This window comes from Emticicia soli (genome assembly GCF_037860775.1).
Taxonomy (GTDB): Bacteria; Bacteroidota; Bacteroidia; order Cytophagales; family Spirosomataceae; genus Emticicia; species Emticicia soli.
Genome location: NZ_JBBEWC010000019.1, coordinates 15,985 through 40,705, shown reverse-complemented (window position 1 = coordinate 40,705; position 24,721 = coordinate 15,985). Strand labels below are relative to the sequence as shown.

Here is a 24,721-nt window from a genome sequence, read left to right as displayed (position 1 = left end):
TATATTTTAAAAATAGGTAAAACCATAGGCTATCACGCCTAAACTTATGTTTGAAATTTACTTTACGGACAATCAATTTGTTTTTTCAATCCATTAATTTAATATCTTTGTAGGTAATAACATACAACCCTTCTCCCAATCATACATCTTGGCTTTTTTAAACTAAAGCCTGATTTATATAAGACAAATACCCAAAAGAAAAAACTTAGCTGGTTTTACTATCTACCATGAAACTTAACTCATTATTTAGCTTTACAAGTTTTTGCATTTTTGTAATTATATCAGGCCGAACATTGGCTCAGGCTCCAGTAATTATTACTTCTAAAACCAAAACTCCGGTTGCTGCCACTGCTTTTCTCGAGATTCTGAGAGATACCTCCGCAAGCATTCCTTTTGAGCAAATAAGTAAGCAAGCCTTTAAACCTTTAGGAAAAGACTATTTTCTTTTTCCATACACTGACGATGCACATTGGGTACGATTCAGTATCGAAAACAAAGATAATGTAAACAAAAAACTAACTCTCCAATGGATTAATTCATTGATAGAAAACATCGATTTTTATATTTCAGATACTACTCACCAACATTATACACATACCGCTTATAAACTGATAACAGACAAAAAAGAAAAAAAACTGATTGAATCAGAGCCCGAATTTCCGTTTGAGCTTGCACCACATACTTCTAAAATTATTTATGCCAAAATACGCTCTCAACGTGGGCTCTATGGTACTCTTCAGGTTCATTCAGACGATTCTCTCTTACAAAAAAAACTAAACACTTATGTAGAACAAGGCTTCATTAATGGTTTCTTGTTTTTCCGAATGTTTCTTATTGCCGTATTAGGCGCTTTTATCATTACTTTACCTATATTCAGAATATATTCTTTACATGCTATCGTAAAATCGTTTGCCTTCTGGGGAATCATGAACGTAATGGGACCGCTCTTCACTGACGACCCCGACATAGCCAAAAAAATTAACTTTCTTTGTTATAATTCTATACCCCTTACAGCGGGTTTGCTTATTTTATATTCCTTAGCTTTTGATAGGCTTCCTAAATGGTACAGTAAGGTTATTTACTTCTTTATCGCAGCCAATATTATAATTACTATTTTTGGAGTTGTTGATTACAAATGGTACTGGTTAAAGGCTGGGGTATATCTTATTGTGGTTTCGTCGCTATTTTATTTATATGTTTATATCTATTCTTTAATAAAAAAGCTGCCAACCAACTCATATTACACCATTCCGTTTATAATGGGTTTAACCAGCTATATGCTTATTCATTTGCGTTTATTAGGCATTATCGAAATCAAAATACTGTTCCGAATAGCTTCACTACTTTTTGTGCTCGAAAACCTCATTTTTGTATTCTTCTTAGGCCAGATTTTCAGAGATGCCGACCGTAGTAAATTAGTGGCCGAAAAACAACTGGGTTTTAACCTTGAACAAAATGCCCGTCTGAAAGAATTAGACAACCTTAAAACAACCTTTTTTGCTAATATCTCACACGAGTTGCGTACACCTATCACCTTGATTTTAGGCCCACTTCAAGAATTGGTAAGAAAATACCCCACCGAAAATCTTCTGCCACTGATGCTACGTAATACACAAAGGCTACTTACGCTCATTAATCAACTGCTCGACATCAGTAAACTAGAGGCTGGGCAAATGAGCGTAAAAGTGAGTAAACAAAATACCAACCAATATTTCAGAACCCTTACAAGTTCTTTTACTTCTTTAGCTGAAAGTCGGCAAATTGCTTTCGAAACAAGTAACCAACAACAGGAAGTTTGGGGATATATAGACAACGATAAGTTAGATAAAATCATTATTAATTTGCTTTCTAACGCTTTTAAGTTTACACCAAAAGGTGGAACAGTTACAGCGCATATCACCTACGAAAATGATTTCAGAAAGGCCATTATTACTATCAGTGATACAGGTATCGGAATAAAAAAAGATAAATTAGATAAGATTTTTGACCGCTTCTATCAGGTTGATAGCTCTCAGAACCGAAAATTTGAAGGAACAGGTATTGGCTTGGCTCTTGTAAAAGAGTTAGTTGATGTTTTGAAAGGTAGCATTAAAGTAGAAAGCCAAGAGAACGTTGGAACGACTTTCAGCATACAATTGCCTATCGATAAAAAGACATGGGAGGGAATGATAGAAGAAGAAGTTCAACAAACAGATGAATACGCCTTTAACGCCAGTCAGGGTGCCATGAGCCTGCCATCTACAGCCGATAATAACAATGGAGAGCAAGATAATCTACTGCTAATTGTTGACGATAACGCAGATATAAGAACCTACATCAAAAGTATTTTTGAGAAAGACTTTCAGATTATGGAGGCCAGCAATGGTAAAGAGGGTATTGAGAAAGCCACTGAGAGAATCCCGAATGTGATTATAAGCGACTTGATGATGCCAGAAATGGATGGCTTTGAGTTTTGTAAAGTGCTAAAATCGGACGAAAAAACGAGCCATATACCAATAATTATGCTCACAGCTAAGGCTGATGCAGAAAGCAAAATGGAAGGGCTAGAGCTAGGTGCCGACGATTATCTAACGAAGCCATTCAATAAAGAAGAAATATTGGTAAAAGTAAAGAATCTGATTTCGATACGTGAAACATTACGCAAATGGTACGGCAAAGAAATTATTGAATTAAAACCTGACGAAATTAAAGTTAACTCAATTGACGAAGCATTTATAACTAAAGCTAAGGCGGTAGTTGAAGCGAACCTTGCCAATAGCCAATTTGATTTAGCTCACTTTGCTAACGATATGGCCTTGAGCACGGTGCAATTACGCCGTAAACTTAAAGCATTAACCAACCAAACAGCAGTAGAGTTTATTCGTAGGTATCGTTTACAGCGAGCAGCCAGTTTACTTAAGCAAAAAGCCGGCACAGTTTCTGACATTGCCTATCAGGTGGGCTTCGAGAGTCTTTCTTACTTTACCAAAGTATTTCAGGAAGAGTTTAATGTTACACCATCTGAATACATGGGTAATTAATGAGTATTCGTTCATAAAATCTTTTCCATGTTCAAAATGAGCTAATTTTTGTCAATTTTGGGCTAATACTCGCTATGTTGGTAAGAGTACTTTTGAGGTATTAATATTTTCCGCCTTAATACCAACAGCCATACAAATATTTCAGTAAATAAAATAGCTATATACTCTGGCAATACGGTAACTTTATCGGTCCAATGTAGTGCTGGTATAATCAGGCTAAATATGTACAGCCATTTATATAGCTTCTAATATCATTGAAGCCAATAACAAAGTATCAAGTACATTAATCAACAATTACACTGATTTAGAAGCATTTTTTTTGAAACACATATACGAAAGTCTCACATTTGGAGTTATGAATTAAGCTAAATCAAGATACATTTAAACTTATTACACATTTATGAAAAGAAATGCTTTTTCGTTATTGGTACTATTATTAGGCTTAGTGCTATTCAATTCATGTAAAGGCCCGGTGGGCGACCCTGGTCCAATGGGACCTCAAGGCCCCAAAGGAGACCCAGGCACTGGCGGTAGCAGCACCATCTTATCTACAGGCTGGATTCCTGTAACCAAACAACAAGCTATATCAAGATACGATGCTGATGGATTATTTATTGGCTCAAGATTTACAGGCGGAGAACTCGATAAACTATCTCAGAAAATTTTAGACGATGGTATCATATTGGTTTATAACCGTGTAGCCGGCTCACAAAGTATTAATTCTGTTCCTTTTACGCTTGATATGAATTATAAAGAAGCAGGCCTTCAGTTAAGTTATTATTTTGAAGCACTTCCGAAAGAAGTAAATTGCTATATTCAGTTTTCGAAGAAGTTGGCCGACATTGCTCCTTTCATAGAAAATGAAGAGTATCGCATTATTATTATTCCGGGGCCAAGTGGCCTTCGTATGAAGAATATAGATTTAAAAGATTATGAGGCCGTGAAGAAAGCTTTCAATCTAAAAGATTAAAATCTGTGGTTCGGTAAACTAAATAAGGGGCTAATATTAATTTATTAGTCCCTTGTTATATCTTCAATACTAGAAATTGGTAATTTAAAAGTAAATCGGGTACCCTTATCTATTTTGCTTGTAACGCTTATTTTAGAATGATGGGCGTTCAGAATATGTTTTACAATGGCAAGCCCAAGACCCGTACCCCCTGTTTCACGTGAGCGGCTTTTATCAATGCGGTAGAAACGCTCAAAAATACGGGACAGATGCTCTGGCGATATACCCGGGCCATCGTCTTCTATTGAAACCTGAAAGTATTTTTTTTCTTCTTCTATCTCTACAACTACTTTTCCGTTTTCTTTTCCATACTTAATGGCATTATCTACAAGGTTAGTAATTACCTGCGAAATACGTTGTTTATCGGCTGTAACCCAGGCAGTTTCTAATTCTTTAGGTTTAATTTTCAGCGTTACGCCTCTTGTTTTGGCCTTTGATTCAAGCTGCTCAAAAATCTCTTCGGTAATGTGTTTCAGGTCAGCTTTCTCGAAGTGCATTTTCAGGTCACCTTTTTCTACTTGCGATAATGTCACCAAATCTCTTACCAGCGCATCGAGGCCATCAAGGCTTTTGGCGGCTTTAGTCAGGAAACGTTCAAGGATTACAGGATCTTCCATAGCACCGTCGAGCAATGTATGAATAAAACCTTGCGCTGCAAAAATGGGAGTCTTTAACTCGTGCGACACATCGGCCAGAAACTCACGGCGGAATACCTCCATCTTTTTTAACTCATCAATTTCCTGCTGTTTACGGGTAACATAAGTTGAAATCTCAGAATTAAGTTTTTTAATTGGATTCACGCTTCTGATTAGAGACTTGCGTGAAATATCAAAATCACGGATTTTTAGCTTCTGAATGGTTTTATAAATCTGTTCTACTTCTCTGAAAATCAGTATATCAATGGTATAAAACACAAAGAAAAAAGAGGTAAAAAAAGAAGAGACCCCTACCACAAAAAGCATAGCAGCGCTCACATTGGGCACAAAACTCAGGAACACAATAGAAACAGCCGTAATTAATACGGCAAGAAAAAATGCAATAATTCGGGGACTAAAAGACATTCTGCGAGAATGATTAAAGATGAAAAAATTATCAATCACAATCAGGGCAACGCACGGCGTTGCTACAAATTTAACTGATAATTGTTTCTTAACTTACAGATTTTTACTCATCTGTAAACATGTATCCTACGCCTTTCAGGGTTTTTATATAGTTTTCGCCTACTTTTTCACGTACTTTACGAATATGAACATCGATGGTACGCTCTACAACGAAAATATCAACCCCCCAGATTTTCTGAAGAATTTCATCGCGGCTAAATACTTTGTTAGGATACTGTGCTAAGAAGAAAAGTAATTCGAACTCTTTTTTGGGTAATACAATCGTCGAACCATCTTGTTTAGTAACCGTATAATTCTGACGGTTGATGTTCAGCCCTGCTACTTCGAGGGTATCGCTTGTATCTGATTTTTGTGCTTCACGGCGGAAGAACGCATTGATGCGGCTCATTAAAGCACGAGGCTTAATGGGCTTGGTGAGATAATCATCTGCACCTACTTCAAAAGCTGCAATTTCAGAGTATTCTTCAGAGCGGGCAGTAAGATACAAAATATAGATACTTTTCATTTCGGGCATGGCGCGTAGTGTCCGGCCTACCTCGATACCATCCATGTATGGCATCATTATATCAAGAATAACTAAATCGGGCAAGAATTCACGGGCAACTTCAATCGCTTTTTTACCATCTGGCGCAGTGGCAACTTTATACCCTTCTTTTTCAAGGTTGTAGCTTAACAACTCCACAATATCAGCTTCATCATCAACTACTAAAACACGGTGAGCAGAACTCATAAAGGCGTTATTCAATTAGTGTTTTGCAAAGTTATAGTTAAAAAATCGTTAGGTGTGTTAAGCCAATGTTAAATCTTATCAAAAGGTATTATAAAGCCCCGTTTAATAGCATTTTTACTGTGAAATATCCCATTATCTGTCTTCAAAGAGCCATAGGTAATCTGTTTATAATCAGTGCATTCTAAGCGTTATGGTATTTTTAATGATTTGTAAATTTTTTAGAAAATACTTGTTATTTTTTTTGTAAAAGAAATATAAAACCTCTACTTTTGCAGTCCGATTTTGAAAAGCTATGCAAATACTTTTCAAAGCGGCAGAAATCAGTCTTCATCTTGATGCCTAATTAACATGGTGTCGCTTCCCCTGATAAAAGACGAAGTTTCTGAACCAAAATCAACGGAAATGATTGATTATGAGGCGAGAGTGTGAGCCTTTCTTCATTATTCAAAATCAAATCTTTTTGTAAAATTCCTTAAAATCTGAAAGACAATGGCGAAAGACATCGCAGGTTATGTGAAACTTCAGGTAAAAGGCGGTCAAGCTAATCCTTCGCCACCAATCGGTCCGGCATTGGGTTCTAAAGGCTTGAACATCATGGAATTTTGTAAACAATTCAACGCCCGTACACAAGATAAAGTGGGTATGGTGTTGCCGGTAGTAATCACTTACTTTACCGACAAATCGTTTGAATTTGCGATCAAAACTCCTCCCGCTGCTATCATGCTGTTAGAAGCAACAAAGCTTAAAACAGGTTCAGACCAACCCAATCGTAAGAAAGTTGGTTCGGTTACTTGGGATCAGGTAAAAACTATTGCCGAAACCAAAATGCCAGACTTGAATTGCTTTACTGTTGAATCAGCAATGAAGATGATTGCCGGTACTGCCAAAAACATGGGTATTACCATCACAGGCAACGCACCGTTCTAAAAACAACGAATGATTGTTACTCATTCATTATTATTCATGGGAGTTATGCACGGCATAACGCTATAACCAAACAAAGCAAATGGCAAAATTGACCAAAAAAAGAAAGGAAGCAATGTCGAAGTATGACGCTTCAAAAGCTTATTCTCTAAAAGATGCAGCTGATGTTTTGAAGCAAATTGCATACACTAAATTCGACTCTTCGATTGATGTTCACGTTCGTTTGGGCGTTGACCCTCGTAAGGCTGACCAAATGGTACGTGGTGTGGTTGCATTACCACACGGAACCGGTAAAACTGTTCGTGTTTTAGTATTGTGTACTCCTGACAAAGAAGCTGATGCAAAAGCTGCTGGCGCTGATTATGTAGGTTTAGATGAATACATCCAAAAAATCGAACAAGGTTGGACTGACATCGACGTAATCATCACGATGCCAACTGTTATGGCTAAACTTGGTAAGTTAGGTAAAATCCTCGGACCACGCGGATTGATGCCAAACCCTAAGTCTGGTACTGTAACGCTCGACGTAGCAACAGCAGTAAAAGAAGTGAAAGCTGGTAAAATTGACTTTAAAGTTGACAAAACCGGTATCATTCACGCTTCCATCGGTAAGGTTTCTTTCTCACCTGAGAAATTAGCAGAGAATGCTACAGAATTGATTCAAACTTTGTTGAAATTGAAACCATCTTCTGCTAAAGGTACATACGTGAAAAGCGTAGCACTTGCAAGCACTATGGGACCTGGTATTCAAATCGACAAAACCACCATTAATGGATTGTAATCATGACAAAAGAAGAAAAAGGAGCAATAATTGAAGAGCTTGCAGAGAAATTTGCAGCTACGCCTTACTTCTATATCACCGATGCAAGCGGATTGAACGTTGCTAAAACCAATGAATTACGTCGTTTGTGTTTCGAGCGTGGTATTGAGTATCGTGTAGTGAAAAATACATTGATCAGCAAAGCTCTGGAAAGATTAGATACCGATTACTCGTCGTTTGACGGAACTGTTCTTAAAGGTTTTTCAGGTGTAATGTTCCACGATGAGTCGGGCAAAGTAGCTGCAAAATTGATTAAGGATTTCCTTAAAGCGAACAAAAACAGCATCACTTTAAAAGGTGCTTCAGTTGATTCAGCTTTGTTCATCGGCCACGACCAATTGGATACGTTGTTGAACTTGAAATCAAAGCAAGAATTGATTGGCGAAGTTATCGGTTTGTTGCAATCACCTGCCAAAAATGTTATTTCTGGCTTGCAAAGCGGTGGCAACAAATTGGCTGGTATTCTCAAGACTTTGTCGGAGAAAGAAGCAGCCTAATTCGTTTACAGTTTGTAGCCTTCAATGGCAATATGCAGTAAACACCTATCAGTCAGATTGACTGATACTTAATTCAAAATCATTTATCAAAAACAAGTATTAACTTTTAAATTCTATACAAAAATGGCAGATTTGAAAGCATTTGCAGAGCAATTAGTAAATTTGACTGTAAAAGAAGTAAACGAATTAGCACAAATATTGAAAGATGAGTATGGTATCGAGCCTGCTGCTGCTGCTCCAGTAATGGTAGCTGGTAACGCTGGTGGTGGTGATGCTGCTGAAGCTCCAGTAGAAAAAACATCTTTCGACGTAATCTTGAAAGCTGCTGGTCCTAACAAACTTCAAGTTGTGAAGTTAGTGAAAGACTTAACTGGCCTTGGCTTGAAAGAAGCTAAAGATCTAGTTGATTCAGCTCCAAAACCATTGAAAGAAGGTGTTGCTAAAGACGAAGCTGAAGGTTTGAAAAAATCTTTAGAAGAAGCTGGTGCAGAAGTAGAAGTAAAATAATTTTACTGATACCATCTCAGAACAAAGCCCGAAAGCAACCTTTCGGGCTTTTGTTTTAAACCCACCCCTAGCCCCTAAAGGGGAATTTTGCTTTTGAGACGAGTTATATATATATCGGTTTTACATTTTTCTGTTTAGGCTGCTTTTTCCTCAATATAGTATTGAACATGCGAACTGAAAGTTAGCGCCACAATTGTTTTCTCCGTTTTCCGTACACCTCAATATTACAGACTCAAGCCCTAGCCTTAGAGCAAAAATACCTTTCTCTTTCTACCGTATTTCCAATAATATTTTGTACTTTTCTGCCTAATTTTATATACAAGCGTACAATAAAACGTTTTTTTTCATCCTCTATTTACCTATGAACAACTCAAAGAAAAAGCAAGCCCCATCTTCTCGCCGTAGTTTTATTAAAAGTGCAACACTGGCATCGGCAGGTTTCATGATTGTGCCTCGCCATGTGTTAGGCAAAGGTTTTACTGCACCAAGCGATAAACTGAACATTGCAGCGGTGGGCTGTGGTGGTAAAGCCGATGTAAACATACGCCTGGCTTATAACAATGGCACCGACAATTTTGTAGCCCTTTGCGATGTTGACGACCGCATGGCAAAAAAATACCGGGCACAATTCCCGAATGCGCCTTATTACAGAGATTATCGTAAGATGCTCGAAAAAGAGGCTAAAAATATTGATGCCGTAATTGTATCTACCCCCGACCACATGCACTATCCGATTGCGATGTCGGCCATTCAATTAGGCAAGCACGTGTATGTTGAAAAACCGCTTACGCATGATATATGGGAAGCACGCCAGCTAACCGAAGCAGCAAAAAAATATAAAGTAGTTACCCAAATGGGTAATCAGGGGAGTAGCGGAAAAGGTACACGTATTACTGAAACCATTATTCAAAATGGCATGATTGGCGATGTACATAAGGTAGAAGTATGGACAAACCGCCCTGTTTGGCCACAAGGTGTGCAATCTCCAAAAGATAAAGGCATAAATCAGCCAATTCCAAGCGAAGTAGACTGGAATTTATGGCTGGGCACTGCGCCTATGCGTGACTACCACGAAGCCTATATGCCATTCCGCTGGCGTGGATACTGGGACTTTGGCACAGGTGCATTGGGCGACATGGGTTGCCACTTTATTGATGTGCCTTTCCGTGCCTTAAAGCTCAGCCATCCTACTTCGGTAGAATGTTCAGTGGGGCAAGTATATGCCGATTTCTTTAAGGAGGCACATTTTGATGATGTTTGCCCTCCATCGGCAGCTATTCACCTTAAATTCCCAAATCCGAAGGGTAAACAACTCAAAGAAATAAGCCTTTCGTGGTACGATGGCGGTATTCGTCCTCAACTGCCTGATGGCTGCGATTACGACAAAGTATTTACCAACATTGATGGTGGTATATTGTTTATAGGCTCAAAGGGAATTCTGGCAACTGAGCTTTTTGGTAATAACCCTAAGTTTTTCCCGGAAGCGAAATTCCTTAACACAAAGATACCTGCACCAAAACGTGCATTGGTAGAAGGCGATACAGAAGGCCATCAGCAACAATGGGTTAAAGCTTGTAAACAAGGTTTTGGCACTTATACCAGCTCTTCGTTCGACCAAGCCGGGCCATTGACAGAAACTGTATTGATGGGTAACCTAGCTGTTCGCTCTTTCTTACTTCGTGATGAGAAAAACAATTATATTGGTCGTAAGAAACTATTGTGGGATGGTACTAATATGAAAATCACAAATTTCGACCCTGCCAATGCGTTTGTTAAAAGAGAATACCGAGCCGGAGGTTGGATATAACAGCACATATAAAATTTCTAAAGGGCTTCTTGATGGAGCCCTTTTTTTTGAATCAAAAAATGTAATTTGCTAAAACATCTGCCATTTGTCCACCTATGTGCGTTATTTGTTGGACAAACACCTTTTGCGTCTTTCATACCTTTGCTAATAAAATGAATGAAAGATGGCAAATTTTATAAAGAAAGCGGTGTTTAATCTGATGGAGCAAGTAATAAGTCCATCTGAAATAATAGAAGTTCGTGCATGGGAGCCTGCAACATTGTATGAAATTGATGTACACCTACCCACAACTGACTTTACTAAATGGAATACCATTAAGCGTGTTAAATGTAAAGTTGCAGATTTTGAATACAGAGATTATACGCCTACCCTATGGAACGCCGAAAAGAAAGTATGCACGCTATATGTAGAGGCAGGCCACAATGGTGCAGGGGGCCGATGGGCGAAAAATGTAAAGGTAGGTGATGAATTATTACTGGGCGTTGCGCATGCAGCACAATTACCCGCAAATAAAGGAAAAGTTTTAGGCATTGCCGACGGCAGCGCACTGGGGCATTTTCTGAGTCAGAAACAATTATTAAATCAAGAAGAGTATCCGACAGAAGTAGGTGTGTTTCTACATGATAATTACCAGATACCCTCATCTTTGATAAGTAATAACCCAGAATTTGAGTTTATATGCGAGCCTGATGGGAGCATGATTGAGACGCTGGAAAAGTGGTGTTTATCAAAAGATTTAAGTAACTATACTTCTATTTGTATTGCGGGTAATACGCCAATGGTAACAACAATTAGAAAAAAACTGAAAGCTATACCCGCTGTAAGTGCCAAAATATACGCTTACGGGTTTTGGAAATAAATACAGAGATATGCCCAAAGAAAACATCCCTATCTATCAATTGCCGATGAGCATATCAGGAATAGCGGTTTTTCCGATGTCTTCTGATTTGTTGGTAACACATACGCATGAAGAGGTTGTTTTTCCACACAGGCATGACCATTACACTTGCTTTTTTGTTGAAAGCGGCCACATGGACTTCAATATCGATTTTCAGGATATTGATATTTGTCCTTCTTCCCTCTTGTTATCATTTCCGGGACAAGTACATTATGTTGGTGCATCTGATGGGCTAGCTGGCTGGCTCGTAGCATTTGATGGCAAGTTTGTAGACGAAAGCGCACGTGCTGTTATTGAACAATCATTTACCAGAATTGCACTGATTCATCTTGATAATATAGAAAAAGAATGGTTTCGAAATATCTTTAAGCTGCTTTACTCTACTTTAGAAGAGAAGAAATCTGAAACTTTTCATCATCAGCTTGTTCAAAATCTGTTGAATGCTTTTTTCTATAAGGTTGTCAACATTTTTCAACAACAAGAAGACAAACGCATACAAGAATACACTTCAAGAAGTGTCGACATCGTGAAAACCTTTAATCAGCTAGTGAGAAAACACTATATTGAGCTAAAAAAGCCCGCAGATTTTGCTTCAAAAATGAACATTACGGTTAGTTATCTCAACGATACAATAAAAGCTGTTACTGGTTTCTCATCTACTTATTTAATACAACAAGAAATCTTTCGGGAAGCGCAACGCTTGTTGTTTTATACAAGCAAAAGCATCAAAGAAATTGCTTTTCAGCTAGGTTACGACGATTATAAGTACTTTATAAGGCTATTTACCAAAACGGTTGGCACATCGCCCTCCAATTTCAGAAATAGCCATAAAGCCGTACATTTATAGATTATTAAATCACTTTTGCATCAAAAGCTCCGGTCAGAATTTTACCATTTCTTCGTACTTGCAACCAGATACGGTAATTACCTGCACTCGGAAACACATAAGGGAAAGTTACACTTCCACCATGATGTCCCTTAGACTCATGCACCATGCCGCCCATTAAACGTTTGTCTCTTTCTTCTTCTGTCAGGCTTTGCAATTGAAACAATACATTATCAATACTATCTCTGAATTGCTTCGCATTGACAAATTTTGGGCTTGGATTAGTGCTTTCACTTACACGTTTTTCCATCACTTGCTGAGAGGTAGTTGAAAAAGTACCATTCGGGTGCAAATGTATGTAAACCGAGCCATCTTCTTTCAACACAGCCGCATGGCCCATCATACCCAGATACGTCTGTAACTCAGCAGGTTTACCGTCAGGGCTCATAACCGAAAACTTAAGGTTATATACCTCACCTGCTTTAAGTGCTTGATTAGGTTTTTCTTCCCATATAATACTTGAGCCATCTTGTAAAGGTGTTTTTACGCCAGGCGAGCCACAAATGCTAATACCAACATCTTGTACAGTAGAAGCTTTAGTATTTATAGGATTGGTTACTACAAAAGTATCATCAGAGTCACCCGTTTGTTTCTGAAAACCTTCCTGTGCAATCTTTAAAGCCGGAATCTCTACCGTATCAGCAATGGTATATTGAAGGCCATGAAAGCGTAGAATATCTGCATAAACCAAATATTTCCCAGCTGGTAGGTTGGGTAAAGGTGCTTCAAAAGTAAGTGTATCTTTTCTACTTGGGTGCAGATGAGCAAAAGCATCGAGTGTACCTTGTCTAACCAAAAACATGTGCATCAGTTTCCCGTGGTCCGGAATCACATAGCTTGTCCAACGTCCTTCAACCGAATTAGAATCAATTTTAAAATTCAATACTCTTTGCGCATTTTCTATTTTGATAGAAGAAGTAGCCTTGTAGGGTCTGAACATATACCTTTCTCTATAATTTTTTGAGATAGAGCCCCACCAGTTATTACCTATAAACAAGAGCAACCCACAAAAACTTAAGCCAATGGTAGAGCCAATTGTTCTGCGGCGTTTTGATTTTTTGTCTCCCTCAACGCCCGGCTTTAATAAACTATCGCTGGTACTTGCGCCAATAATGGTTGTCATGATACCTACTAAAAGCAGCGCCAAGCCTGCCAGAATCCAGCCTAATGATTCAGGAAGGTCTCGCTTGGCAGTAGCCAATGCAGCAATAGGTATTAGTGTTTCGCCTTTGCCCCTTTTGCCGTTAATTATAATTTTTACACTGGCAGCTCCACTTTCCATTAACCATATACTGCCCTGAAATTTGCCCGACTCTCCGGCAACGGATAAAGCCTCATCTTCTCTTGGCGAACCTTCATCGCCTGCCCAATAATAAATCGGGCTTAGTTTTACGCTTTCGATATCTGTTCCATCAACCAATACCGATACCTTGGCAACACCCGGAATTACATCGGGTGGTTCAACATAAACTTGTATCTGATAATTCCCCGCTTTGCCTTCTTGCACAATACCTGCACTCCCGATGTGGGCATTGGTATGCACTATAAAGCCAATATTCAACAAAAGAAAGACTGCTATTTTCTTAAAATTCATTGCTTTTTCATTAATCCATTAAATACTTACTTAAACTTTTAGCGTTGTACTTTTTGCATCCATTTACCCCAAGCTAAACCAATGCGTGTAGAAACAAGGCTTAATAATAAGGCTATGCTCAAACCTTTTACCCAGTTGCCTAAGCCTTTGGTAGTGTTCCATTCGGTAAATCTGAAACGGAACTCCCAATCGGGCTCATTCTGATAAGACCATGAAGTACTACCCCAGAACCAGTTACGAGCCAAGGGAGATTCAAGAATGAAGTTTCCGAACGGATAATGTACAATGAAAAAGATGGTAAAATAAGTAAATCCTAAAATCAGTGCCAGCCACCAATCGTTTTTGGCCGAGAATCTGGCTCTTAAAAAGTCTATACCTAAAGCAGGAAAAACCAATAATGCCGGAAAGCCTAAAGTCTGGTAAGTAGTAATTTTATTATAAATAGGCCCAAGAAGCGGCTCGGCAGGCAGCAAACGTAAGGTTGCATTTACAGCCCAATGGAAAACCATAAAAGTAATGGCAATATAAGTAGCACCCCATTTCATACCAGACCCACGAGCAGTAGACAACAAGAAAAGCGGAAAAGCTGCACAAGCAATTTTGTAGTACGAAGTATTATGCATATCCCAACGGTCAAGAAATTCTGAAAGCGTTGTAAAAATACTGGTAATCAGAAAACCCGCCGCAAATACAAACATCCATTGCAAACGCTTTGTACGAACTGCATTTTGTTGTGTAGATAAATAAGAAACTTGTTCTTTTCGATTCAAGATAGCCGAAACAGATACCATTGCACCTACTTGCACACCCATTAGTCCCAATAGCAAGACTGTATGTGGTGGAGAGAAAATGGCAACATCTAACCCATAAGTATTATGCCACCAGTCGTCAAATGGTGCTGAGGTAAGGGCCGCAATGCCACCCCAGATACAAAATAAGCCACCTAGAGAGCTATAGAAGATTCCCCAGAAATTGACCATTTTGCTTTTTTCAATGAGACTTCCCCAGAAAGAAGTTTTTAGCACCTGATAGCCGGAGAAAACTCCCGCTGTTGCTGCACCAACATATACCACAACGTGAGGTGCTGAAAAAAGGCCATCACGCCCGATGCTCATGTGCCAGGCGATGTCCCACAAAATACCTAAAATAACTAATTTAGATGCTACTACGCTCACATATACGTATAGTGGAATTCCCAATAGAAATTCTTGTATAGATGAATGCGTTTTCTTGTCAGTAAGTGAATGATTGACAGTTGTTTCCATTAAATAGGTGAGTTTTTATACAATAGACAAGCACGATTAATAATACCCCTAAGGTAGGCAAAAAAATCATTACAGGCTTGCGAAAAGGATAAATAAAACCATGCAAAGCAAGATATATTTCTCACTAATTGATGGAACAAAAAAAATAGGGAAAGTCAGAAGATTCAGACTGCCTGTTTAGCTCTTTTACGAGTTCTTCTAAAGCTTTTTATTAGAGAATCAGTAAAATATTGGTCTGTCGGATATTTTCGGTGTGAAGTCATATTGTTAAAAACAAGCGCAACAACCAACAGAATAAGCGAGCCTATTAATACAGGAGAAAGCATATATAAGAAACCCAAAGCTTTGATTTTTTCAGAACCAACTACGGCAATCAGAGCGGTCGCTCCTCCGGGTGGATGCAGCGTTTTAGTAATCTGCATCATAACTATTGATAGAGATACAGCCAATGGTGCTGTAATCCAAAGTATATCGGGTAACAGTTTGTAAATAGCCACGCCGATAAAGGCTGAAATAACATGGCCACCAATAAGGTTACGAGGCTGAGCCAGCGGACTTTGAATAGCTCCATAAACCAAGACACTTGATGCACCGAATGAACCTATCAGGAAGATATTCTCAAAACGAGTTAATAATTGGCTTTGAAAAAAGGCTATCAGACCAATACCTACAAATGCTCCTACAAACGACCAGAAATGTTCTTTAAAATCAACCAGGGTCTCTTTATAGATAACATAGCGAGACACCCTAAGCCCTCGCTTAATTTTATTTTTTATCATTTATTGTTGTAAACCATATTTTAATACAAAAGTACGGCATTTTGATTTTAACTCTAATAACAATTCAATATTTCTATGGATTTAGTATACTAATAGCAAATTAAAAAGCCGATAAATACAAAAGATACTTATCGGCTTTTTAATTTGCTTAATTTAGTACAGCACTAGGCTAAAATGTACTTTAAAGAAACCAAACCTGTTTCATAAACTTTGGTTTCTGTCAGTTTGAGATGCGTACGGTCTTTTAACTCTTGAAAGAGCGGTTTACCTTCTCCCAATAAAATGGGGTGGACAGATAACCAGATTTCATCAATTAAGCCTAAATTCATTAAAGTTGTGGAAAGACTTGCACCACCAAAAAGCCAGATGTCTTTTCCTTCTTGTTGCTTAATTTTTTCTACCTCGGCCTTAATATCTCCCGAAATTATCGTTACTCCCTCTTTTGCATCCTTCATTGAATTAGAGAAAACATATTCTTTCATTTTCGGATACTCAAAACCGCCCCCATCTTCTAAACCAAACGACATTTCATAACTTTTTCGGCCAACAAATACGGCATCTATTTGCTTATAAAATTCATTAAGGCCATAGTCCTGGTCGGTAAAACACCAGTCGTACTCACCATTGGGGCCTTCAATGAAACTGTCGAGGCTAACAGCCAAACCTAAAATTACCTTTCTCATAAAATCGTTTTTTATGCAAAAATCGAGGATTCGCTCATAAGAAAATTGTAAAAATCAGACATGATGCGAAATAAAACACATAGAAACTCTATAAGTTTATTCACACAAAATAATATTTCTTGCATTCAGTAAAGCACTCGGTGTAAGGCCTGTGAAAGTTTTGTAATCATGAATAAAATGGGCCTGGTCGTAGTATCCACTTGCATAAGCAATATCGGTTAAGCTCATAGCAGGATGTTTTTTCAGATGTGCTAATGAATCAATGAAACGATTAACATCCATAAATTCTTTGGTAGAAAGCCCTAAACACTGGTTGAATTTGCGGCTTAACTGCCTCTGGCTTACGCCTACTTTATTAGCAAGCTCGGCCACTGAAAAAGCACTATTAGCTGTTTTTATTGTCTGCAAACAATAGTTTATGGTTTTATCGGTCTTGTTTCTTTTTAATTTCGCAATTAAGTATTGTTGCGCTGCAAATACTTTCTGCTCGTTAGTATGCACTTTCTGAATATCTTCCTCCATTTCTTTTGCCTCTGTTTTCCATAAATCATGCAGGTTCGTAAGACTATTAACTACTTCACTCATGGGTAACTGAAAGAACAAATAGGCCGTAGACGGGTAAAAACAAATAGAAATAAAGCGTGTTGTGTTTGTGAGCTGTATATCCATAAAATCGCTCATGCGAGAAATCACAAAGCTTTGGCTAGGGTCAAATACTCTATGCCCTGTAACTGTGGTGAAAGAATCCTGATTATTACTGAAATTGATAAATAACTCTACGCAAGTATCAGGAAGTACCCTAAAAGAAGAAGTATCGGTAGATGCATCACTTTCCATCGAGCAGATAACCTTTATATAAGGTTGAAGTTCCGGCAAAATGGGATACAGTTCTGTTTTCATAGCTTTACTTTCCAAACATAAAAAAGACTACTAAACTTCTTACAGTGTTAGTAGTCTTCAAACAAATTTATGAAATTTATTTCGTTTTAAACAGTGCTTTGCTGTTGGTATTATCTTATCAATTCAACCCAACCTTTGATAGTTGTCGGGGTTTCATCATTCTTGTCCAAACGATGTATCGTTACCCGTGATACATAGTAATACGTTCCCGTCGGTAAATCAGCACCATTGGCATTCTTCCCATCCCAACTCAAAATATTACTCCCACCACTCTCATATACCTTCAAGCCATAACGGTTGTATATCTCAATCTCTATCTGTTTGATAAAGGCCGAACAACGCATCGGACTAAAGGTGTCATTCTTCCCATCTCCATTCGGTGTGAATACATTTGGCATATCTACCGTCGCACAATTGTCCTTGCAGATTATGGCACTTGCTCCACTCTCTATGTTCAGACTATTCACTGCCGTAATGTAATAACACCCTGCAAATCCTTCTTCTATTGATTTGGTATGGGTAAATCTTGTATCAGGTGGCGTTGGCCGGTCTACGGCTGCCAATATCTTCGGTGTCTCATCTTTGTAGCGGGAATAATAAATATTGTACCTGATTATATCATTCCTACACACTATCCCTCCAGAACTCACAGGAGTGCTCCAACTCAATACATTACTCACTGAGCTTGTCTGACACATCAACTCCTTGTCCAGGTTCTCACAATCCAAATCATTCACCGTCAAAGTCGGTGGGCAGGGTGGGGTGTTGTCTATCGGTGTCCCACACATCACCTGTGAGAAGTTGCGTAACAACCCAAACTGTGGTAGACGAATATATGCCCCTACGGTTTCTACCTTGTAGCAATAACTGGTGTCTACTTTCATTTCTATTGTATTTACACCATCGGCTTCGTAGCGGTCTATGCCATCATCTATGTAGCTGTAAGTGTTTACTGCTTCTACCCCTACCTCGGCTATGATATGAAACACACTCGGGTTTGTCTTGCTCTGACGATAAATCAAATGTCTGCGATTATCATTGCTCCAGGGTACATTCGCTTGCCAGCTTAAACGCACACGCTGCGCATCTGAACTCACTGTCAAACGGACACTACTCGCTACCTGACTTTCGGCTAATACTTTTTCTCCTTCATAAAGAAAGGCTACTTTGTAGGTATAGCCATTGGTTACGGTATTCAAGCCTTTATCTACAAATACCGTGTCGGCTGCTGTTGCCAGCATAGTGCTTGGAATAGTGGCTACTAACTGAAATATACCGCCGCTGATACCGGTGGTGCGGTATAATTTATACGAATAAGGGCCTTTGGTTTCATTGGCATCAAAACCTAATGGTCTGCTCCATTTTACTGTTATCTCGCCCGTAGCCGCATCGGTTTTGTCTACACTCACATTGGTAATTACAGGGGCTCTTTGTGGAATCTCACTACCAATACAAGCTTCATTTGAAGGCACACTTGGAATAGATACAAAATCGGAAGTCGATAAAAGTGCTACGATGCTGTAACTATAGATAACTCCGTTCTGGGCTTTGGTATCTAAGTAGAAAGTATCTTTTACTGATACTCTGGCTACCTCTACAAAACCTAATGCTGCCGGAAGGCCAACCTGACATTGGGCAGGTATGAAGTTTGAGCAACCCTCTTTTCTGTAAATTACTATCGTGGCTTTGTCGTCAGGAATGTTACAATTCGGGTATTGTTGCCAGCGGAGTTCTACTCCTCGTTCAGTATTACGGGCATTTAAGCCGATTGGTCGGGGAGGAATGACTCGAATCCTGACAGTTTTGATGTCTGTCAACTGAACGGAGGTTCGACCGGGGTAGTCCTCCACCTTAAACAAGACATCATAGGGTTGCTCCCTGACGTGCTTGCAATTGGTCTCCCACGTAAATGTCCCCTCGGCTGGGCTGCTCTGAATTGCGTTTAAAGGAGTAAACTGCGCAGGGTTCGGGGCTACGTATTCCATATTTGTCCCCTCTGGCGTTATATTATAAACACCGCTATTGGTAGTTATTTTTACTCTATTATTATCAGGGTCTATGGCCCTTATTTTAAAATCTATTTTTTGTCCGGCCTCTACGCATATTGGCGCAGGAACAGATAGTATCGGCCGCTTATTGGGCGTTTCTACTACTATAATCTGCATATCCCGGGTTATCTCCCCTATCTTCGTATAACTACCATTTTCCCCCTTTCGCCACTCCTCAACTATGAATGCCACATTGACCTGGTACTGATTGACGGGCAGACGCCCGGGAGCATCCCATATTAAATCACCTGTAATGGCATCTATTCTGAACGACGATGGGCTTCCGTCTTCTGCCAGTCTATTATCGCCAATGTTGGCAGGGTCTATGTAACCTGCAACAAAAACACCACCACTTGAACCGTCAGTAGCACCTCTCTTAGGAGCAGTTAAACGATACGATAGACTATCGCCGTCAGCATCAAAAGCGCCAGGGTTATGAATATATCTTTTTCCTACGCCAGCCGTATCAACAGGGATATTCAACAAGACGGGGGTATTGTTCATGCCCAACGAACCATTTACAAGAATAGTGGTTTCTACAAAGAAACTTATCTGGTCGGTTGGTGCTTGTAGGTTAACAGTATTGGCATTCCGGTTAATGATTGCACAAGAGATAGTAAAACGCCCCTGTCCCGGAAAAGTAAAAGTAGTGTCATATACGTTACACATCGTTCCTGCGTTTATCAGAAACTTCTTTGTACGTTTTACATCATAAAGTGGTACGCCGGTTACACCAAATGAAAACTGGGCAGTATTAGCAGCCTCATTGGCTTGTATACCATTTATCTGGTCGGTATAGGTAGTTAGTGTAATCCGATAGGTGGGTGTTCTATCTGAAATTCTTTTAGCAGTTATCTCCCCTGCCCGTAAGTGCGATGCCGAAGCCCTAGGCAAGACTAACAAACTAATAAGGAAAAAGAATAAAGTAAATCTTAACAGTTGCATAGGTGACAATTTGGTTCTTTAACAAAGAACGAACTAATTCTATTATGCTGTGTATATTGATGACAGAATTTTGAAGAAAAATACGACAATTTTCTAAAGATTATAGATTTTGTCAATCTCTTATATTAAAGTGCTACTACGTAGGTCAGATAGACTTGCTTAATTGCACGATTTTTTCAAGATTCCGATGGTACCTCCAAGGCACAGCAATTAGCCTGGGAGTACGGGCTATTTTTACCTGATACCCTCTTGCGTTTGCTTCTACTCTCTGAATACCAAGTATATTTACAATAATATTTTTATCAATATAAATGAATTGTGGGTAGGCTTCCAACTCTTTCTCAACGCTGGCCTGAATTGTCGTTTTTTCAACACCTAAAAAATTCTGCCAGTATATATCTATTGATTCTTTAGCTAGTTCAGCAAAAATAAATTGGTTGGGTAAAATACTTAAGGTTTTACCTTTCTCGCCCAATACCAGAACAGATAGTGTTTGGTTTGAGCCTGAAGAAACCAACTTTTGCAATGCATTATTGATATTTTCGGCACAATACACAAACTTTTTATGAAATACTCTTTGCTGAATAAAAGTAGTAACAATAACAGGAATGATGCTTAAAGCTAAAACTTTCAGAATATCGCTGATTTTAAACGCCACAATATCAAACAGGTTACCATAGGCCACAAACATAGAAGTCATGAGCAAAACCATAACCAGAAAATGCAGCGATTGCCGAGCTATTGTCCACTCTGATTTGTTATAAAACCTCGGGAAAATAGTAGGTAATACAAACTTAACAATCAGCATGGCAAGTGTTGCCATCATACCAAAGCCAAGTAGTAGTTCGGTTTTTTGTTCATGGTCGAACAAATCAAGGCCAAAAGGCTGCATGCCTACCGCTATAATAGACACAAATAACCCAACTAAAAGGGAAATAAGCAGACCTCTGAGCGAACGGATAGAGGTTGCCATCGGAAGCCGGAAGGCTTCGTTCAAGGCAGTTAATTGTTCTCTGACAAAAGTTAAAATCTGGCTACTTGTAACTGATATGGCCCGTAAAATATTCATAGGTAAATACTATCATCTAACTTCCTATTTGTTCAAATTATTCTTTGGAAACCAAGATTATGAGCAAATACATAGTTTATAAAGCAAATATAAGCATAATTTGCATATTATCTTATCAATTCAACCCAACCTTTGATGGTTGTCGGGGTTTCATCATTCTTGTCCAAACGATGTATCGTTACCCGTGATACATAATAATACGTTCCCGTCGGTAAATCAGCACCACTCGCATTCTTACCATCCCAACTCAATATATTACTTCCCCCACTCTCATACACCTTCAAGCCATAACGGTTGTATACCTCTATATCTATCTGCTTGATGAAGGCCGAACAACGCATCGGACTAAAGGTGTCATTCTTCCCATCTCCATTCGGTGTGAATACATTTGGCATCTCTACCGTCGCACAATTGTCCTTGCAGATTATGGCACTTGCCCCACTCTCTATGTTCAGACTATTCACTGCCGTGATGTAATAACATCCCGCAAAACCTTCTTCTATTGATTTGGTATGGGTGAATCTTGTGTCTGGTGGTGTCGGTCGGTCTACGGCTGCCAGTATCTTCGGTGTCTCATCTTTGTAGCGGGAATAATAAATATTGTACCTGATGATGTCATTCCTACAAACTATCCCTGCCGAACTCACAGGAGTACTCCAACTCAATACATTACTCACTGAGCTTGTCTGACACATCAACTCCTTGTCCAGGTTCTCACAATCCAGCTCATTTATCGTTAAAGTCGGTGGACATGGTGGGGTGTTGTCTATCGGTGTTCCACACATCACCTGTGAGAAATTGCGCAACAAACCAAATTGTGGTAAGCGGATATACGCACCTACTGTTTCTACTTTGTAACAATAACTGGTGTCTACTTTCATATCTATTGTATTCACCCCATCGGCTTCATAGCGGTCTATGCCATCGTCTATGTAGCTGTAAGTGTTTACTGCTTCTACCCCTACCTCGGCTATGATATGATACACACTCGGGTTTGTCTTGCTCTGTCTATAAATTAAATGTCTACGATTATCATTGCTCCAGGGTACATTGGCTTGCCAGCTTAAACGCACACGTTGCGCATCTGAACTCACTGTCAAACGTACACTGCTCGCTACCTGGCTTTCGGCTAATACTTTTTCTCCTTCATAAAGAAAGGCTACTTTGTAGGTATAGCCATTGGTTACGGTATTCAAGCCTTTATCTACAAATACCGTGTCGGCTGCCGTTGCTAGCACATTAGTTGGTATGGTTGCCACTAACTGAAATATGCCGCCGCTAATACCGGTGGTGCGGTATAATTTATATGAATATGGCCCTTTGGTTTCATTGGCATCAAAACCTAATGGTCTGCTCCATTTTACTGTTATCTCACCCGTAGCCGCATCGGTTTTGTCTACACTCACATTGGTAATTACAGGTGCTCTTTGTGGGATCTCGCTACCGATACACGCTTCATTTGAAGGCACACTCGGAATTGAGACAAAATCAGAAGTAGATAAAAGAGCTACGATGCTGTAACTATAGATAACGCCGTTTTGTGCTTGAGTATCTAAGTAGAAAGTATCTTTAACCGATACTCTGGCTACTTCTACAAAACCCAATGCTGCCGGTAAACCCACCTGACATTGCGCAGGAATGAAATTCGAGCAACCCTCTTTGCGATAAACCACAATCGTAGCTTTGTCGTCAGGGATATTACAATTCGGGTATTGTTGCCAGCGAAGCTCTACACCTCGTTCGGTATTACGGGCATTTAAGCCGATTGGTCGTGGAGGAATAACCCGAATCCTGACAGTTTTGATGTCTGTCAACTGAACAGAGGTTCGACCGGGGTAGTCTTCCACCTTAAACAAGACATCATAGGGTTGCTCCCTGACGTGCTTACAATTTGTTTCCCAAGTAAATGTCCCCTCGGCTGGGCTACTCTGAATTGCGTTTAAAGGAGCAAACTGCGCAGGATTCGGCGCTACGTATTCTATGTTTGTCCCCTCTGGCGTTACATTATAAACTCCGCTATTGGTAGTTATTTTTACTCTATTATTATCGGGGTCTATGGCTCTTACTTTAAAATCTATTTTCTGTCCGGCTTCTACACATATTGGCGCAGGAACAGACAGTATCGGCCGCTTATTGGGCGTTTCTACTACTATAATCTGCATATCCCGGGTTATCTCCCCTATCTTCGTATAACTACCATTTTCCCCCTTTCGCCACTCCTCAACTATGAATGCCACATTGACCTGGTACTGATTGACGGGCAGACGCCCGGGGGCATCCCATATCAAATCGCCCGTAATGGCATCTATTCTGAACGACGATGGGCTTCCATCTTCTGCCAATCTATTATCGCCAATGTTGGCAGGGTCTATATAACCTGCCGCAAAACCTCCTTTACCCGTCCCATCACCAAAATCTCTTTTAGGAGCAGTTAAACGATACGATAGACTATCGCCGTCAGCGTCAAAAGCACCAGGGTTATGAATATATCTTTTCCCTACGCCAGCCGTATCAACAGGGATATTCAACAACACAGGGGTATTGTTCATACCCAACGAACCATTTACCAGAATAGTGGTTTCTACAAAGAAACTTATCTGGTCGGTTGGGCCTTGCAAATTAACAGTATTAGCATTTCGGTTTGAGATACCGCAAGTAATGGTATAGCGCCCCTGTGCCGGAAAAGTGAAAGTAGTGTCATATACGTTACACATGGTTCCTGCGTTTATCAGAAACTTCTTTGTACGTTTTACATCATAAAGTGGTACGCCGGTTACACCAAACCAGAACTTTACAGAATTTGCGCCTTCATTTGCCTGCACACCATTTATCTGGTCGGTATAAGTAGTTAAGGTAATGCGATAAGTGGGTGTTATATCTGAAATTCTTTTAGCGGTTATTTCTCCTGCTCGTAAATGGGTAGCTTGTGCCTGTATGATGGCTAACAAAGTTAAAAAAAACGAAAAAAAAGTAAACTTCAAGGCTTTCATAAGCGCTACTAAGATAGGATTGTCTGTAAATATAAACGAAAAAAGCACGTATTCGTTGTATAGTTTTCATTACTATTTAAAACATTTAGGAAAAGAAAAGCCCCTATATCTCTACTATATAATTATTTAACAAAAAAGGTCTTTATTTTTATTGATTCTAAATAGTTTGTGGCTTACTTTTGACGGGCAAAAGTAATTGTACTTTTCTAAGTATTTTTTTCTATTATCA

Annotated in this window: 19 protein-coding genes; 9 read left to right on the top strand and 10 right to left on the bottom strand. The window is 39.3% G+C overall.

Annotated features, from left to right (window positions below):
* Positions 1 to 227 precede the first annotated feature (227 nt).
* Together WAE64_RS22970 and WAE64_RS22965 are read left to right on the top strand one after the other, a co-directional pair.
* The gene (locus WAE64_RS22970; RefSeq protein WP_340240240.1) at positions 228 to 3,020 is read left to right on the top strand and encodes a response regulator; all 2,793 of its coding nucleotides are present in this window, start codon (positions 228 to 230) and stop codon (positions 3,018 to 3,020) included.
* A 400-nt stretch (positions 3,021 to 3,420) separates the two neighbouring features.
* Positions 3,421 to 3,990, top strand: coding sequence for a hypothetical protein (locus WAE64_RS22965; protein WP_340240238.1), 570 nt, complete (start codon positions 3,421 to 3,423; stop codon positions 3,988 to 3,990).
* Between the two features lie 44 nt (positions 3,991 to 4,034).
* On the opposite strand, the gene WAE64_RS22960 is transcribed toward WAE64_RS22965, so the two are convergent.
* A complete protein-coding gene (locus WAE64_RS22960; RefSeq protein ID WP_340240236.1) occupies positions 4,035 to 5,090 on the bottom strand; it encodes a sensor histidine kinase in 1,056 nt (351 codons plus the stop codon).
* Positions 5,091 to 5,193: 103 nt separating this feature from the next.
* On the bottom strand, positions 5,194 to 5,880 hold the full coding sequence (locus WAE64_RS22955; protein ID WP_340240234.1) for a response regulator transcription factor: 687 nt from the start codon (positions 5,878 to 5,880) through the stop codon (positions 5,194 to 5,196).
* 489 nt (positions 5,881 to 6,369) lie between these two features.
* Between WAE64_RS22955 and rplK the strand changes: the two genes are divergently transcribed.
* The 7 genes from rplK to WAE64_RS22920 all read left to right on the top strand — a co-directional run bounded on the left by rplK (position 6,370) and on the right by WAE64_RS22920 (position 12,180).
* Positions 6,370 to 6,807, top strand: coding sequence for a 50S ribosomal protein L11 (rplK, locus tag WAE64_RS22950; protein ID WP_340240232.1), 438 nt, complete (start codon positions 6,370 to 6,372; stop codon positions 6,805 to 6,807).
* Positions 6,808 to 6,886: 79 nt separating this feature from the next.
* A complete protein-coding gene (gene rplA, locus WAE64_RS22945; protein ID WP_340240230.1) occupies positions 6,887 to 7,585 on the top strand; it encodes a 50S ribosomal protein L1 in 699 nt (232 codons plus the stop codon).
* A gap of 2 nt (positions 7,586 to 7,587) precedes the next feature.
* The gene (gene rplJ, locus WAE64_RS22940; protein ID WP_340240229.1) at positions 7,588 to 8,121 is read left to right on the top strand and encodes a 50S ribosomal protein L10; all 534 of its coding nucleotides are present in this window, start codon (positions 7,588 to 7,590) and stop codon (positions 8,119 to 8,121) included.
* Between the two features lie 123 nt (positions 8,122 to 8,244).
* Positions 8,245 to 8,628 carry a 50S ribosomal protein L7/L12 gene (gene rplL, locus WAE64_RS22935; protein ID WP_340240228.1) on the top strand — a complete coding sequence of 128 codons (384 nt, stop codon included), beginning with the start codon at positions 8,245 to 8,247 and terminating at the stop codon, positions 8,626 to 8,628.
* Positions 8,629 to 8,989: 361 nt separating this feature from the next.
* A complete protein-coding gene (locus WAE64_RS22930; protein WP_340240227.1) occupies positions 8,990 to 10,435 on the top strand; it encodes a Gfo/Idh/MocA family protein in 1,446 nt (481 codons plus the stop codon).
* A 163-nt stretch (positions 10,436 to 10,598) separates the two neighbouring features.
* Complete coding sequence (locus WAE64_RS22925) at positions 10,599 to 11,294, top strand: siderophore-interacting protein (protein WP_340240225.1); 696 nt, start codon at positions 10,599 to 10,601, stop codon at positions 11,292 to 11,294.
* Complete coding sequence (locus WAE64_RS22920) at positions 11,260 to 12,180, top strand: AraC family transcriptional regulator (protein WP_340240223.1); 921 nt, start codon at positions 11,260 to 11,262, stop codon at positions 12,178 to 12,180. Before WAE64_RS22925 ends, WAE64_RS22920 begins: the two co-directional genes overlap by 35 nt.
* A 4-nt stretch (positions 12,181 to 12,184) precedes the next feature.
* Here the strand turns inward: WAE64_RS22920 and WAE64_RS22915 are convergent, their stop codons facing one another.
* The 8 genes from WAE64_RS22915 to WAE64_RS22880 all read right to left on the bottom strand — a co-directional run bounded on the left by WAE64_RS22915 (position 12,185) and on the right by WAE64_RS22880 (position 24,450).
* Positions 12,185 to 13,813, bottom strand: coding sequence for a hypothetical protein (locus WAE64_RS22915; protein WP_340240221.1), 1,629 nt, complete (start codon positions 13,811 to 13,813; stop codon positions 12,185 to 12,187).
* Positions 13,814 to 13,851: 38 nt separating this feature from the next.
* Positions 13,852 to 15,078 (bottom strand): hypothetical protein, encoded by a 1,227-nt coding sequence (locus WAE64_RS22910; protein ID WP_340240219.1) that lies wholly within the window; start codon positions 15,076 to 15,078, stop codon positions 13,852 to 13,854.
* 164 nt (positions 15,079 to 15,242) lie between these two features.
* Positions 15,243 to 15,857 carry an HPP family protein gene (locus tag WAE64_RS22905; protein WP_340240217.1) on the bottom strand — a complete coding sequence of 205 codons (615 nt, stop codon included), beginning with the start codon at positions 15,855 to 15,857 and terminating at the stop codon, positions 15,243 to 15,245.
* Positions 15,858 to 16,021: 164 nt separating this feature from the next.
* Positions 16,022 to 16,540, bottom strand: a complete 519-nt coding sequence (locus WAE64_RS22900) for a dihydrofolate reductase family protein (RefSeq protein WP_340240215.1) — start codon at positions 16,538 to 16,540, stop codon at positions 16,022 to 16,024.
* Between the two features lie 96 nt (positions 16,541 to 16,636).
* Complete coding sequence (locus WAE64_RS22895; protein ID WP_340240213.1) at positions 16,637 to 17,440, bottom strand: AraC family transcriptional regulator; 804 nt, start codon at positions 17,438 to 17,440, stop codon at positions 16,637 to 16,639.
* 110 nt (positions 17,441 to 17,550) lie between these two features.
* Positions 17,551 to 20,433: a T9SS type B sorting domain-containing protein gene (locus tag WAE64_RS22890; protein WP_340240211.1), complete on the bottom strand. Its 2,883-nt coding sequence runs from the start codon at positions 20,431 to 20,433 to the stop codon at positions 17,551 to 17,553.
* A 145-nt stretch (positions 20,434 to 20,578) separates the two neighbouring features.
* Complete coding sequence (locus WAE64_RS22885; RefSeq protein WP_340240209.1) at positions 20,579 to 21,502, bottom strand: hypothetical protein; 924 nt, start codon at positions 21,500 to 21,502, stop codon at positions 20,579 to 20,581.
* Positions 21,503 to 21,609: 107 nt separating this feature from the next.
* The gene (locus tag WAE64_RS22880; protein WP_340240207.1) at positions 21,610 to 24,450 is read right to left on the bottom strand and encodes a T9SS type B sorting domain-containing protein; all 2,841 of its coding nucleotides are present in this window, start codon (positions 24,448 to 24,450) and stop codon (positions 21,610 to 21,612) included.
* Between the last annotated feature and the right edge of the window lie 271 nt (positions 24,451 to 24,721).